At 50.1% G+C, this 14427-nt stretch carries 9 protein-coding genes and 1 pseudogene; 6 read left to right on the plus strand and 4 right to left on the minus strand.

What is annotated here, in order from left to right; genetic code table 11:
* Window positions 1-40: 40 nt before the first annotated feature.
* Window positions 41-667: a uracil phosphoribosyltransferase gene (gene upp / locus OH663_RS14460; RefSeq protein WP_045446080.1), complete on the minus strand. Its 627-nt coding sequence runs from the start codon at window positions 665-667 to the stop codon at window positions 41-43.
* A 442-nt stretch (window positions 668-1109) separates the two neighbouring features.
* Between upp and purM the strand changes: the two genes are divergently transcribed.
* The 4 genes and pseudogenes from purM (at window position 1110) to ppx (ending at window position 6731) form a co-directional block, all read left to right on the plus strand.
* The gene (purM, locus tag OH663_RS14465; protein ID WP_045446083.1) at window positions 1110-2147 is read left to right on the plus strand and encodes a phosphoribosylformylglycinamidine cyclo-ligase; all 1038 of its coding nucleotides are present in this window, start codon (window positions 1110-1112) and stop codon (window positions 2145-2147) included.
* Window positions 2144-2785 carry a phosphoribosylglycinamide formyltransferase gene (purN, locus tag OH663_RS14470; protein ID WP_200010303.1) on the plus strand — a complete coding sequence of 214 codons (642 nt, stop codon included), beginning with the start codon at window positions 2144-2146 and terminating at the stop codon, window positions 2783-2785. Before purM ends, purN begins: the two co-directional genes overlap by 4 nt.
* Before the next feature lie 209 nt (window positions 2786-2994).
* Window positions 2995-5058 (plus strand): annotated as a pseudogene (gene ppk1, locus OH663_RS14475) (polyphosphate kinase 1); the annotation flags it as partial.
* A 131-nt stretch (window positions 5059-5189) separates the two neighbouring features.
* On the plus strand, window positions 5190-6731 hold the full coding sequence (gene ppx, locus OH663_RS14480; RefSeq protein ID WP_045446089.1) for an exopolyphosphatase: 1542 nt from the start codon (window positions 5190-5192) through the stop codon (window positions 6729-6731).
* On the opposite strand, the gene OH663_RS14485 is transcribed toward ppx, so the two are convergent.
* Window positions 6711-8981 carry a bifunctional diguanylate cyclase/phosphodiesterase gene (locus OH663_RS14485; protein WP_200010304.1) on the minus strand — a complete coding sequence of 757 codons (2271 nt, stop codon included), beginning with the start codon at window positions 8979-8981 and terminating at the stop codon, window positions 6711-6713. The genes ppx and OH663_RS14485 overlap by 21 nt on opposite strands.
* Before the next feature lie 355 nt (window positions 8982-9336).
* On the opposite strand from OH663_RS14485, the gene OH663_RS14490 reads away from it, so the two are divergent.
* Complete coding sequence (locus OH663_RS14490; RefSeq protein WP_048220835.1) at window positions 9337-9528, plus strand: YfgG family protein; 192 nt, start codon at window positions 9337-9339, stop codon at window positions 9526-9528.
* Between the two features lie 256 nt (window positions 9529-9784).
* Here the strand turns inward: OH663_RS14490 and guaA are convergent, their stop codons facing one another.
* Both guaA and guaB read right to left on the minus strand, forming a co-directional pair.
* A complete protein-coding gene (guaA, locus tag OH663_RS14495; protein ID WP_045446095.1) occupies window positions 9785-11362 on the minus strand; it encodes a glutamine-hydrolyzing GMP synthase in 1578 nt (525 codons plus the stop codon).
* 63 nt (window positions 11363-11425) lie between these two features.
* Window positions 11426-12892 carry an IMP dehydrogenase gene (gene guaB, locus OH663_RS14500; protein WP_045446098.1) on the minus strand — a complete coding sequence of 489 codons (1467 nt, stop codon included), beginning with the start codon at window positions 12890-12892 and terminating at the stop codon, window positions 11426-11428.
* Between the two features lie 161 nt (window positions 12893-13053).
* Here guaB and xseA point away from each other — a divergent pair, with 161 nt between their 5' ends.
* Window positions 13054-14427, plus strand: a complete 1374-nt coding sequence (gene xseA, locus OH663_RS14505) for an exodeoxyribonuclease VII large subunit (RefSeq protein ID WP_200010305.1) — start codon at window positions 13054-13056, stop codon at window positions 14425-14427.

The raw sequence follows: 14427 nt of genomic DNA on the forward strand, positions 1-14427 counted from the left end.
AAAGCCGACTCTTAAAGTCGGCTTCTTTTTATTTATTCATTTACTTAGTACCAAAAATCTTATCGCCAGCATCGCCGAGTCCCGGAATAATGTATCCTTGCTCGTTCAGCCCCTGGTCGATAGATGCGGTATATAGCTCAACATCCGGGTGCGCTTTTTCCAGTGCCGCGATACCTTCCGGTGCGGCTACCAGCACCAGTACTTTAATGCTGCTGCAGCCCGCATTTTTCAGCAGGTCGATGGTGGCGATAACGGAACCGCCAGTGGCCAGCATCGGGTCGACGATCAGCGCCATACGCTCATCAATATTAGAAACCAGCTTCTGGAAGTACGGTACCGGCTCCAGAGTCTCTTCGTTACGGTACATGCCAACTACGCTGATACGCGCACTCGGAACGTTTTCCAGTACGCCTTCCATCATACCCAGGCCCGCACGCAGGATTGGTACAACAGTGATTTTTTTACCTTTAATTTGGTCTACTTCAACCGGGCCATTCCAGCCTTCGATGGTTACCTTTTCGGTTTCCAGACCAGCGGTTGCTTCATAGGTCAGCAGGCTGCCAACTTCCGAGGCGAGTTCACGAAAGCGTTTAGTGCTGATGTCATTTTCACGCATCAGTCCCAGCTTGTGTTTGACGAGTGGGTGTTTGACTTCCACGATCTTCATACTCTTCTCCTTTCCTCAGACGAGTGGCAACCACAAAAAAAATCGCCGGATTATACCGCTTTTCCTCTCTGGCGCAACACTGCATACGCTTGATATGGATCAACCAAAGTCATTTGCGTTCGGGAGATGAGTATAAAACAAGGCCACAGTCTTGACGGAAAATAGTATCAATGTATTGAATTATATAAGCATTATCTTCTGGTCTGTATGACGTATTGAAGCCACAAAAAAGATTTTCTGAATATTGTTCATCAGACTCACCCCCGTTAACACGTATCCGGCATCGTCGGGTTGCGGTTTATTGTGCTATTGAAAAGGTCAAACGCTGAAAAAAACAGCAGAAAAAAGTCGTTGCAGAGCAGGCTCGCAAACGTTTGCTTTCCCTGTTAGAATTGCGCCGAATTTAATTGCTACCGCAAGTTAACGCGTGGGGACCCAAGCAGTGACCGATAAAACCTCTCTTAGCTATAAAGATGCCGGTGTTGATATTGACGCAGGTAATGCTCTGGTTGATCGAATCAAAGGCGTAGTGAAGAAAACTCGTCGCCCGGAAGTTATGGGTGGATTGGGTGGCTTCGGCGCGCTGTGCGCATTGCCGCAAAAATATCGTGAACCTGTACTGGTTTCCGGCACTGATGGCGTAGGTACAAAACTGCGTCTGGCAATGGATCTAAAACGCCATGACACCATTGGTATTGACCTGGTGGCGATGTGCGTTAACGACCTCGTGGTTCAGGGCGCTGAACCGCTGTTTTTCCTCGATTACTACGCTACCGGCAAACTGGATGTGGATACCGCTGCCAGCGTGATTAACGGTATTGCTGAAGGATGTCTGCAGTCTGGTTGTGCGCTGGTCGGCGGGGAAACCGCTGAAATGCCGGGGATGTATCACGGCGAAGATTACGACGTGGCCGGCTTCTGCGTTGGGGTAGTAGAGAAATCAGAAATTATCGACGGTTCAAAAGTAGCTGATGGCGATGTGCTGATTGCACTCGGCTCCAGCGGCCCACACTCCAACGGTTATTCCCTGGTGCGTAAAATCGTGGAAGTCAGCGGTTGTGACCCGGAAACGACCGAACTGGAAGGAAAACCACTGGCCGACCACTTACTGGCGCCGACACGCATCTATGTGAAATCCATTCTGGAACTGATCGAGAAGGTCGATGTGCATGCTATCGCACACCTGACCGGCGGCGGTTTCTGGGAAAATATTCCGCGCGTACTGCCAGATAACACGCAGGCGGTCATCGACGAATCCTCATGGCAATGGCCAGCCGTCTTCAACTGGCTGCAAACCGCAGGTAACGTCAGCCAGCACGAGATGTATCGTACCTTCAACTGCGGCGTAGGTATGGTCATTGCCTTGCCGGAAACTGAAGTGGAAAAAGCACTCGCCCTGCTGAATGAGAAAGGTGAAAACGCTTGGAGAATCGGTATCATCAAAGCTTCTGATTCCGAACAGCGTGTGGTTATTGAATGAAAAACATCGTGGTGCTCATTTCCGGCAACGGAAGCAATTTGCAGGCGATAATTGACGCCTGCAAACAGAAAAAAATCAATGGCACCATACGTGCAGTATTTAGTAACAAGGCCGACGCGTTCGGCCTTGAACGTGCACGAGAGGCAAATATTCCGGCACATTCGCTGGAAGCAGGCCAGTTTGCCAGCCGAGAAGCATTCGATCGGGAACTGATAAAAGAGATAGATGCTTATGCACCGGATGTGGTGGTGCTGGCCGGATATATGCGCATCCTCAGCCCGGCATTTGTCGATCACTATGCCGGACGTTTGCTGAATATCCACCCTTCCCTGTTACCTAAATATCCCGGCCTGCATACCCACCGTCAGGTGCTGGAAAACGGTGATGAAGAACATGGAACCTCCGTTCATTTCGTGACCGATGAACTCGACGGTGGCCCGGTTATTCTGCAAGCGAAGGTTCCGGTTTTTGACGGTGACAGCGAAGATGATGTTACTGCCCGCGTTCAGGCGCAGGAACACGCCATTTATCCGCTGGTGGTGAGCTGGTTTACCGACGGTCGCCTGAAAATGCGCGATAACGCGGCCTGGCTGGACGGCAATCGCCTTTCACCACAAGGCTATGCCGCTGACGAATAAAAGTCCCCCACATGGCCGGATAAGACGCAATGATGTCACCATCCGGCCATGAAGCCCCAGCTTGCCCGATGGCGCATCTACTCTTCCCCTTTCTCTTTGCTACCAGACGGTTTATTGTCATACTTTTCTGGCACAGTTGGACATCTGAGAGCAAAGCTCGCCATAATAAATCGGTAGTGTCCCGTGAATGAAACGGAGTAAAAGTGGTAATGGGTCAGGAAAAGCTATACATCGAGAAAGAACTCAGCTGGTTAGCGTTCAATGAACGTGTACTCCAGGAAGCTGCTGATAAATCAAACCCGTTGATTGAACGGATGCGTTTCTTAGGCATCTATTCCAATAATCTTGACGAGTTTTACAAAGTTCGTTTTGCCGAACTGAAGCGCCGTATCATTATTAGCGAAGAACAGGGTTCAAACTCCCACTCCCGCCATCTGTTAGGCAAAATCCAGGCCCGCGTATTGAAAGCCGATCAGGAATTTGACGGCCTGTACAATGAATTACTGCTGGAGATGGCGCGCAACCAGATCTTCTTAATCAATGAACGCCAGTTATCAGTGAATCAACAGAGCTGGTTACGCCATTACTTCAAGCAATACCTTCGCCAGCACATCACGCCGATCCTGATTAACCGCGAGACAGATTTAGTTCAGTTTTTGAAAGACGACTATACCTATCTGGCCGTGGAGATTATTCGCGGCGATACCATTCGTTATGCTCTGCTGGAAATTCCGTCCGACAAGGTTCCCCGCTTTGTGAATTTGCCGCCGGAAACGCCGCGCCGCCGCAAACCAATGATTTTGCTGGATAACATCTTACGTTATTGCTTGGATGATATTTTCAAAGGGTTCTTTGATTACGATGCGCTGAATGCCTATTCGATGAAAATGACCCGCGATGCCGAATACGATTTGGTGCACGAGATGGAATCCAGCCTGATGGAACTCATGTCATCCAGTCTGAAGCAGCGTCTGACCGCAGAACCCGTGCGCTTTGTGTATCAACGCGATATGCCGAATGCGCTGGTTGAGGTTCTGCGTGAAAAACTGACCATTTCTCGCTATGACTCGATAGTTCCCGGTGGTCGTTACCATAACTTCAAAGACTTTATTAACTTCCCTAACGTTGGCAAAGCCAATCTGGTGAACAAACCGCTGCCCCGGCTGCGCCATATCTGGTTTGATAACGAGAAATTTCGTAACGGCTTTGACGCGATCCGTGAACGCGATGTTCTGCTTTATTATCCGTACCACACTTTTGAGCACGTACTTGAATTACTGCGACAGGCCTCCTTCGACCCGAGCGTGCTGGCGATAAAAATTAACATCTATCGCGTGGCAAAAGACTCTCGCATCATCGACGCGATGATTCATGCCGCTCACAACAGTAAAAAAGTCACCGTGGTGGTGGAATTGCAGGCGCGTTTTGATGAAGAAGCTAACATTCACTGGGCCAAGCGTCTTACCGAAGCAGGCGTACATGTTATCTTCTCCGCGCCAGGGCTGAAAATTCACGCCAAGCTATTCCTGATCTCACGTAAAGAAGGCGATGAAGTCGTGCGCTACGCGCATATCGGGACGGGTAACTTCAACGAAAAAACGGCACGATTGTATACCGACTACTCTTTACTGACTGCCGATTCGCGCATTACCAACGAAGTCCGCCGGGTATTTAACTTTATTGAAAATCCGTATCGTCCGGTAACTTTCGATTACCTGCTGGTTTCCCCGCAAAACTCACGACGTCTGCTGTACGGAATGATCGATAAAGAGATTGCCAATGCACAGCAAGGTAAGCCTTCCGGCATCACGTTAAAACTGAATAACCTGGTTGATAAAGGCCTGGTTGACCGCCTCTATGCGGCATCAGGCTCAGGTGTGCAGGTCAATTTGTTGATCCGCGGTATGTGCTCCCTGATCCCGAATCTGGAAGGTATCAGTGACAATATTCGCGTCATCAGTATCGTTGACCGCTACCTTGAACACGACCGGGTCTATATATTCGAAAACGGCGGTGATAAACAGGTTTACCTCTCCTCCGCAGACTGGATGACGAGAAACATCGATTATCGTATCGAAGTTGCCACACCGCTTCTCGATCCACGCCTTAAGCAACGCGTGCTGGATATTATAGAGATCCTGTTCAGCGATACGGTGAAAGCCCGTTACATTGATAAAGAACTAAGTAATCGCTACGTGCCACGTGGAAACCGCCGTAAGGTTCAGTCACAATTGGCGATTTATGACTACATCAAATCACTCGAGCAACCTGACACTAGCCTAAATAATTCAAGTTGTGGGAAGGCGGCAAATGAGAGAGTCCCCGGGAGCTTACGCCGGTAAGTGACTGGGGTGTACGAAAGCAGCCAACACAAACACAACTTGAAGTATGACGGATAAACGCTATGCCAATACACGACAAGTCACCACGACCGCAGGAGTTTGCTGCGGTCGACCTTGGTTCAAATAGTTTTCATATGGTCATTGCCCGGGTGGTCGATGGTGCGATGCAAATTATCGGACGCCTGAAACAACGCGTACATCTGGCAGATGGGCTCGGCGAAGACAACAAGCTGAGCGAAGAGGCGATGGAGCGCGGATTAAGCTGTCTGTCATTATTCGCGGAACGTCTGCAGGGCTTTCCACCATCAAGCGTATGCATTGTGGGAACTCACACTTTGCGCCAGGCGCTGAATGCGACTGATTTTCTGAAGCGAGCAGAAAAGGTCATCCCCTACCCGATTGAAATTATCTCCGGTAACGAAGAAGCCCGACTGATATTTATGGGCGTTGAGCACACACAGCCGGAGAAAGGTCGCAAGCTGGTTATCGACATCGGCGGCGGTTCGACTGAACTGGTTATTGGGGAAGACTTCGAGCCGAAACTCGTCGAAAGCCGCCGTATGGGCTGCGTCAGTTTTGCTCAAATGTATTTCCCTGGCGGCACAATCAGCCGGGAAAATTTCCAGCGCGCGCGCATGGCGGCCGCGCAAAAACTTGAAACGTTAACCTGGCAGTTTCGTATTCAGGGCTGGAACGTGGCGCTGGGAGCCTCAGGCACGATCAAAGCGGCGCACGAAGTGCTGCTGGAAATGGGTGAAAAAGATGGTTTTATCACCCCCGAACGTCTGGACATGCTGACCAGCGAAGTGCTGAGACATTCCTCATTCGAAGCGCTCAGTATGCCTGGGTTATCCGAGGACAGAAAAGCTGTTTTTGTACCGGGCCTGGCTATCCTGTGTGGCGTTTTTGATGCGCTGGGTATCCGTGAACTTCGACTTTCTGATGGCGCACTGCGTGAAGGCGTGTTGTATGAGATGGAAGGACGTTTTCGCCATCAGGATGTACGTAGCCGCACCGCCAGCAGCCTGGCGAACCAGTACAATATCGACAGCGAACAAGCTCGTCGCGTGCTGGAAACCACCATGCAGATGTACGACCAGTGGCATGCACAGCAGCCCAAACTGGCCCATCCGCAACTGGAAGCATTGCTCAGATGGGCAGCCATGCTGCACGAGGTTGGGCTGAACATCAATCACAGTGGCCTGCACCGTCACTCGGCTTACATTCTGCAAAACAGCGACTTGCCGGGTTTCAACCAGGAACAGCAGTTGATGATGGCGACGTTAGTTCGCTACCATCGTAAAGCCGTAAAGCTGGATGATTTACCACGCTTTACGTTGTTCAAGAAGAAACAGTTTCTGCCGTTGATCCAACTATTACGACTGGGTGTATTGCTGAATAATCAGCGTCAGGCGACTACAACGCCGCCGACACTTACGCTGGTAACTGACGAAAATCACTGGACATTACGCTTCCCGCACGACTGGTTCAGCCAGAACGCGCTCGTCCTGCTAGATCTGGAAAAGGAGCAGCAGTACTGGGAAGCCGTAACAGGCTGGCGTCTTAAGATCGAGGAAGAAAGCTCACCCGATATCGCAGCGTGAATTTTCAGCAGGTGTCAGCGCGTCTGACACCTGTTCCTCCAGAATCTCATTCAGCGGCAACGGTTTGCCAATCAGATAGCCCTGCATGTAATCAATGCCCAGAGAAATCACAGCGCTGCGAAGCTCTTCGGTTTCGACATACTCCGCAACCACCATCATTCTTTTCATCCGCGCCAGATGACAAATCGAAGCAACAATTTGGTAATCAAGGCTGTTCGAGACAATATTACGAATGAAGCTGCCGTCAATCTTCAGGATATCGGCACTCACGTCTTTAAGCCGCGCATAGCTGGCATAACCAGTACCAAAGTCATCAATCGCAATCTGACACCCCAATACCTGTAATTGCAGCAATGTTGCCTGGGCCTGTTCCGCATTGGTTAGGGCGTTACTTTCCGTTATCTCAAAAACCAGTTGCCACGCTTCAATCTGATATTTCTCCAGCAATTTAGCGATATCGGATGGAAGGCGGGCACGACACACTGATGTTGGAGACAAATTGATAGCAAAACGACGGGCTGGAATGCTTTCCCGATTTTGAGCCATAAATTTCAGTGTGTTTTCAATTACCCAAAGGTCAATACTGGATGACAGCCCAAACTCATGAGCTGCGGGTAAAAAACAATCAGGAGGAATGGTTTCCCCCTCCTCCCCCTTAAGCCGTAGCAAGATTTCATGATACATATCACCGCGTACACCCAAAATCGGCTGCGCCATCAGGAAAAAGTGATCATGCTCCAGCGCCTGCTGAAGTCGGTTCATCATTGCTACTTTATCTTTCAGGTCTCGCTGCAAATTCATGGCACCACGTCGCTGCAAATTTTCAGGCGCATTGGTGACAAGGGAGAAATCGGCAATGGTACTCAGTTCGCCTAATAGCAGGTAGATATGACTGACCGGAGAGCGTACATAACAGTAGCTCATCCCGACCTGCGGCTGTAGAGCCATACCATCCCAGATAAAGCGGAATTGCTTAATATGCTTATCAAGTGCCTCAATACGTCGCTGGTGTGATTCGGTAGTAAGACGCAAAACAAGGTCGTGTCCGGACATCTGGTATACACATTCATCGGGTGCCAGTTGTTCGGTGATCCAGTGAGAAAGCTTCTGCTTGTACTGGATGCGGAGCATAACGCCATAGTTTTTCCCGAGTAGCTCTAACCCCGGCACGCGCAAATAGCAGAGTGCTGACCATGGCGTACTCTTTAACGCCCGATTTAAAGCTCGAAGATTAGGGATATGTACTACAGGATCCAGATAAGCAAGACGGCGGGCCCGAGCGCTGACAATTCGCTGACGTGTCGCCAGCACTGCCATGTAACATACGATAAAAGAAAAAACCAGGTAGCTCGAGGAGGTGATCGCAAGCTGTGTATCGTAGCCGGGATACCAAGGCATATAGCGCTGATAATAATGAATTGCGGCAATCAGTATTACAGCCCAAGCTAACGAAATAAATCTATAACCGTAACGCATTGCCCCCCACAACATAACAGGCAATAAGAGCGACAGGGTATAATTCGTGCTAAATATTGAGCTATTATCATTTAATGGCATACACAGCAATACCATTAACGCAGCCAATATTATCAACCAGATAGCGAACTCTTTTTTTGATACTTTAGTATCAAATTGCAGCTTTAACTGAGAAAAATAGCTACGCAAATACAGTGGATTACGCGCAGTTCGGATAATAAAATAACACATTGGAACACCGATGAGATTCCCCACCAGCAATGCCTGATAGTTAATGAGTGTCGTAATATTAAAAGGCATAACTCCCATCATGCCAGATTTACTTTCATACACGCCAACAAACGCAGCAAACTGAAAGAGTATCAGGAATAACGTAGCCGGGCAGAAAACCTGCCAAAACATGCGCGGGAGCATCAGATGAGAGTCACCATGAGCAACATTGTTGCGTCGTGGGGAAAACACCCGATACCCACCCCAACTGAGTACAACTGTGATTATAAAGTGCGTGATAATTGAAAACGTTTCAGACAGACCTAACTGTGAATATTTAGACCAGAAAATAGCAATGATAATTCCCGGCAATGCTGCCAGGCCAAAAAATAGCATCAGACTAATCATCAGTGCTAAAGGCAGATAAAAAAGGACAATATTACCGGTACTAATATGTGCGTAAGTATTTGCTGAGCTCAATAAAGGCAGCAGCAAGGAAGGTAAGATGAGAGGTAATGCCCACCATTTATCTCTAATGCGAATATAGTTTTTATTGAGTTTCATAGATGCTCAGTAGGATCCTTCACATCCTGAAGGAGTTTCAGACAGGTATCCCACCTGACTTTAAAAAATGATGTTTAGTTCATCACAGCGGCCCTCAATTTTAGTTATCGCTTACGGATGGCATTTGATATGTATCAAAAAAAATATCCCTCATTAATCATTTATTACTTTTTTTCTTTTTTATTTTCGTTAATTCATTATTAATGCAAATAATAAAATTATGTTCCATAACATAAAAAGATAAAACAACCGATGCGTTTTTACATTTTACATAATGATGAATTGACCATTCCCTCACAGTGTGCCTTAATGTAAGTATCGCCCACACTGTTGGGTACATTTGAAGGAACCTTTTGTGAGTCAGGCTACCAGTATGCGAAAACGACATCGATTTAACAGTCGCATGATCCGTATCATATTGCTTATCAGTTTTCTCTTCTTCTTCGGACGCTTCGTCTACTCTGCCATCGGTGCCTGGCATCATCACCAGGATAAAAAAGAAGCGCAACAGTCTTCACTCTCCGTAGAAACGCCTGCTCAACGCTAACTTTTGTTGACTGCCCCCGTGAGAAAATTGGCGGCTTAATACCGCCTGAACACTTTTTTGTTACGCCTTTCAGCCTCAACCAGCACCAGACGTCAGCGTTACTAAATGCTCACCCCCTGTGAATCTACTCCTCATATTTCGATGTGGCGTTGCTCTTACGACGGCAACGAAGCCGTGCTGAAATTAAAAAGCCCTCTGTAAAAACAGAGGGCTTTAAGCGTGTTACTACCTGTTCAGAATCAGGTAAAAGTAGGTGTTATTCCCACTCAATCGTAGCTGGCGGCTTACCGCTAATGTCATACACTACGCGGGAAATACCGTTCACTTCGTTGATGATACGGTTGGAAACACGGCCTAAGAAATCATACGGCAGGTGCGCCCAGTGAGCGGTCATAAAGTCGATAGTTTCAACAGCACGCAGGGAAACAACCCAGTCGTACTTACGGCCATCGCCCATAACGCCAACCGAACGAACCGGCAGGAACACAGTGAACGCCTGGCTTACCTTGTTGTACAGGTCAGCTTTGTGCAGCTCTTCAATGAAGATAGCATCCGCACGACGCAGCAGGTCGCAGTACTCTTTCTTCACTTCGCCCAGTACGCGCACGCCCAGACCTGGCCCCGGGAACGGGTGACGGTACAGCATGTCGTACGGCAGACCCAGCTCCAGACCAATCTTACGCACTTCGTCTTTGAACAGCTCTTTCAGCGGTTCAACGAGGCCCATTTTCATCTCTTTCGGCAAACCGCCCACGTTGTGGTGAGATTTGATAACGTGTGCTTTACCGGTTGCAGAAGCGGCAGATTCAATCACGTCAGGGTAGATTGTCCCCTGCGCCAGCCACTTCACGTCTTCCAGACGCAGGGCTTCTTCGTCAAACACTTCGACGAATACGCGACCGATGATTTTACGTTTAGCTTCTGGATCGTTCTCGCCTTTCAGCGCGCTCAGGAAGCGTTCTTCTGCCGGGACGTGAACGATATTCAGACCAAAGTGGTCACCAAACATGTCCATCACCTGCTCAGCTTCATTCAGGCGCAGCAGGCCGTTATCAACAAATACGCAGGTCAGGTTCTTACCGATTGCACGGTGCAACAGCATTGCGGTAACGGAGGAGTCAACACCGCCGGACAGGCCGAGGATCACTTTATCGTCGCCAACCTGCTCACGAATACGGGCAACGGCGTCATCAATGATTTTTGCCGGCGTCCACAGAGCTTCACACTGGCAGATGTCGCGAACAAAACGCTCCAGCATACGCAGGCCCTGACGAGTGTGGGTAACTTCCGGGTGGAACTGCACGCCGTAAAAACGTTTTTCTTCGTTTGCCATAATAGCGAACGGACAGGTTTCAGTGCTGGCAACGGTGACGAAGTCAGAAGGAATTGCCGTCACTTTATCGCCGTGGCTCATCCACACGTCCAGCAGCGGTTTGCCGTCTGCTGTCAGGGAGTCTTCGATGCCGTGGATCAGGGCACTGTCGGTTTTCACTTCCACCTGCGCATAGCCGAACTCACGCTCGGTTGAGCTTTCTACATGACCGCCAAGCTGCATCGCCATGGTCTGCATACCGTAACAGACACCAAATACCGGTACACCAGCTTCGAACACGTACTGCGGCGCGCGCGGACTGTTGTCTTCGGTAGTGCTCTCAGGCCCGCCAGAAAGAATAATACCGCTTGGGTTGAATTCGCGAATTTGTGCTTCCGTAACATCCCATGCCCACAGTTCACAGTAGACGCCCAGTTCACGTACGCGACGAGCCACCAACTGAGTGTATTGCGATCCGAAATCCAGGATGAGAATGCGATGTTTATGAATATTGTCTGTCATTGACGCTAATTCCGAGGCAAGTGAAACAAATTCGCCTGGCATATAGCCAGGCGCGGAAACATATCAGGAGCCCATGCGGTAGTTAGGGGACTCTTTGGTGATGGTCACATCGTGAACGTGACTTTCCTGAATACCGGCACCACTGATGCGTACAAATTCTGCTTTAGTGCGCAGCTCGTCGATAGTACCACAACCGGTCAGGCCCATACAGGAGCGCAGGCCGCCCATCTGCTGGTGGATGATCTCTTTCAGGCGGCCTTTATAGGCTACGCGACCTTCGATACCTTCCGGAACCAGTTTGTCAGCGGCGTTATCGCTCTGGAAATAACGGTCGGAAGACCCTTTGGACATCGCACCCAGAGAACCCATACCACGGTAAGATTTGTAAGAACGGCCCTGGTACAGTTCAATCTCGCCCGGAGATTCTTCAGTACCTGCCAGCATGGATCCAACCATGACAGCAGCAGCACCAGCGGCGATAGCTTTGGCGATATCGCCAGAGAAACGGATACCGCCGTCGGCGATAACCGGAATACCAGTGCCTTCCAGCGCTTCAACCGCGTCAGAAACCGCAGTAATCTGCGGAACACCTACGCCGGTAACAATACGAGTAGTACAGATAGAGCCAGGACCGATCCCTACCTTCACTGCGCTTACGCCAGCCTCTGCCAGGGCGCGTGCACCTGCGCCAGTCGCTACGTTACCGCCGATGATTTGCAGATTCGGGTATTTGGCACGCGTTTCGCGAATACGCTGCAACACACCTTCAGAATGGCCGTGAGAGGAGTCAATCAGCAGAACGTCAACGCCCGCGGCAACCAGCGCGTCAACACGCTCTTCGTTACCTGCGCCAGCACCTACTGCAGCACCTACACGCAGACGACCATGCTCATCTTTACAGGCGTTAGGTTTACGCTCAGCTTTCTGGAAATCTTTTACGGTGATCATGCCAATCAGGTGGAAACCATCGTCAACAACCAACGCTTTCTCAACGCGTTTTTCGTGCATTTTGGCAAATACAACATCACGCGCTTCACCTTCGCGCACAGTCACCAGACGCTCTTTCGGCGTCATGTAAACACTAACTGGCTGGTTGAGGTCGGTTACAAAACGCACGTCGCGACCGGTAATGATACCGACAAGTTCGTTATCTTCAGTCACAACCGGGTAGCCCGCAAAACCGTTACGCTCAGTCAGTTCTTTCACTTCGCGCAGAGTTGTGGTTGGCAATACAGTCTGAGGATCAGTCACTACGCCTGATTCATGTTTCTTCACACGGCGAACTTCTTCCGCCTGGCGCTCAATGGACATGTTTTTGTGGATAAAACCGATGCCGCCTTCCTGTGCCAGTGCAATTGCAAGGCGCGCTTCAGTCACGGTATCCATGGCTGCGGAGAGCATAGGAATATTCAGACGAATGGTTTTCGTCAGCTGCGTGCTGAGATCAGCAGTATTCGGCAGAACGGTGGAATGAGCGGGAACGAGGAGGACGTCGTCAAACGTCAGGGCTTCTTTGGCAATACGTAGCATGGGCAATATCTCGACCAGAGTGGTTAATAAATATTGCCGTGGCATTATACAGAGCGTAACCGATTGCATCCACACTTTTTTGCAAAAAAACCTTGCGATCCCCTGTGGGCGGGTTACTATCGATTGAATAACCTGCTGATTTAGAATTTGATCCCGCTCACATGTTATCCTCCCAGACCTCTTCAATTTTTACCGTAAGTCGCCTTAACCAGACGGTGCGTCTGCTGCTCGAGCAAGAAATGGGGCAGGTATGGATCAGCGGCGAAATATCTAACTTTACCCAGCCCTCATCAGGTCACTGGTACTTCACCTTAAAAGACGATGGTGCCCAGGTACGCTGTGCGATGTTCCGCAACAGCAACCGCCGTGTAACCTTTCGCCCGCAGCACGGACAGCAGGTGCTGGTTCGCGCCAACATTACGTTGTATGAACCGCGCGGCGACTATCAGATTATTGTTGAAAGCATGCAGCCTGCGGGTGAAGGCTTGTTACAGCAAAAATATGAGCAACTCAAAGCCAAACTTCAGGCTGAAGGGCTGTTCGATCAGCAGCATAAGCAACCTCTGCCCTCTCCGGCCCATTGCGTCGGCGTGATCACCTCGAAAACCGGGGCCGCATTGCACGATATTCTCCACGTGTTGAAACGACGCGATCCTTCCCTGCCCGTTATCATCTATCCGACTGCCGTTCAGGGTGATGAAGCGCCTGCTCAAATTGTTCGCGCCATTGAACTGGCGAATGCGCGTAGCGAGTGCGACGTATTGATCGTTGGTCGGGGCGGCGGTTCGCTGGAAGATTTATGGAGCTTTAACGACGAACGTGTAGCACGGGCAATTTTTGCCAGCCGCATTCCGGTAGTCAGCGCCGTCGGCCATGAAACCGATGTAACCATCGCCGATTTTGTTGGTGACCTGCGTGCGCCAACGCCGTCAGCCGCTGCCGAAGTGGTAAGCCGCAACCAGCAGGAATTACTACGCCAGGTGCAGTCCGCACAACAGCGTCTGGAAATGGCGATGGATTATTTTCTCGCTAATCGCAGTCGTCGCTTTACCCAGATTCATCACCGCTTACAGCAACAACACCCTCAGCTACGCCTGGCACGTCAGCAAACCACGCTGGATCGCCTGCAAAAACGCATGAGTTTTGCGCTGGAAAACCAGCTCAAACGTGCCAGTCAGCAACAGCAGCGACTGGCACAGCGACTGAACCAGCAAAACCCGCAGCCGCGTATTCATCGCGGGCAGACGCGTATCCAACAGCTCGAGTATCGTCTGGCAGAGCTCGTCCGCGCACAAATGAGTGCAACACGCGAACGTTTTGGCAATGCGGTAACACATCTGGAAGCCGTCAGCCCACTGGCAACGCTGGCGCGAGGATACAGTGTCACTACCGCAACGGACGGAAAGGCTCTGACAAAAGCGAAGCAGGTAAAACCCGGCGAAACGCTCACAACACGCCTTAGCGATGGCTGGGTGGAAAGCGAGGTGAAAAAAATCACCCCGCTCAAAAAACCACGTTCGCGCAAAGTAAGCTAA

Source organism: Citrobacter sp. Marseille-Q5395 (genome assembly GCF_947057495.1).
In the GTDB taxonomy this organism is placed as follows: domain Bacteria; phylum Pseudomonadota; class Gammaproteobacteria; order Enterobacterales; family Enterobacteriaceae; genus Citrobacter; species Citrobacter murliniae.

Excerpts from the sequence above, each read along its gene's own strand:
- upp (WP_045446080.1), bottom strand. The coding sequence starts at position 667 with ATGAAGATCGTGGAAGTCAAACACCCACTCGTCAAACACAAGCTGGGA.
- ppx (WP_045446089.1), top strand. The coding sequence starts at position 5,190 with ATGCCAATACACGACAAGTCACCACGACCGCAGGAGTTTGCTGCGGTC.
- OH663_RS14485 (WP_200010304.1), bottom strand. The coding sequence starts at position 8,981 with ATGAAACTCAATAAAAACTATATTCGCATTAGAGATAAATGGTGGGCA.
- guaA (WP_045446095.1), bottom strand. The coding sequence starts at position 11,362 with ATGACAGACAATATTCATAAACATCGCATTCTCATCCTGGATTTCGGA.
- guaB (WP_045446098.1), bottom strand. The coding sequence starts at position 12,892 with ATGCTACGTATTGCCAAAGAAGCCCTGACGTTTGACGACGTCCTCCTC.
- xseA (WP_200010305.1), top strand. The coding sequence starts at position 13,054 with ATGTTATCCTCCCAGACCTCTTCAATTTTTACCGTAAGTCGCCTTAAC.
- purN (WP_200010303.1), top strand. The coding sequence starts at position 2,144 with ATGAAAAACATCGTGGTGCTCATTTCCGGCAACGGAAGCAATTTGCAG.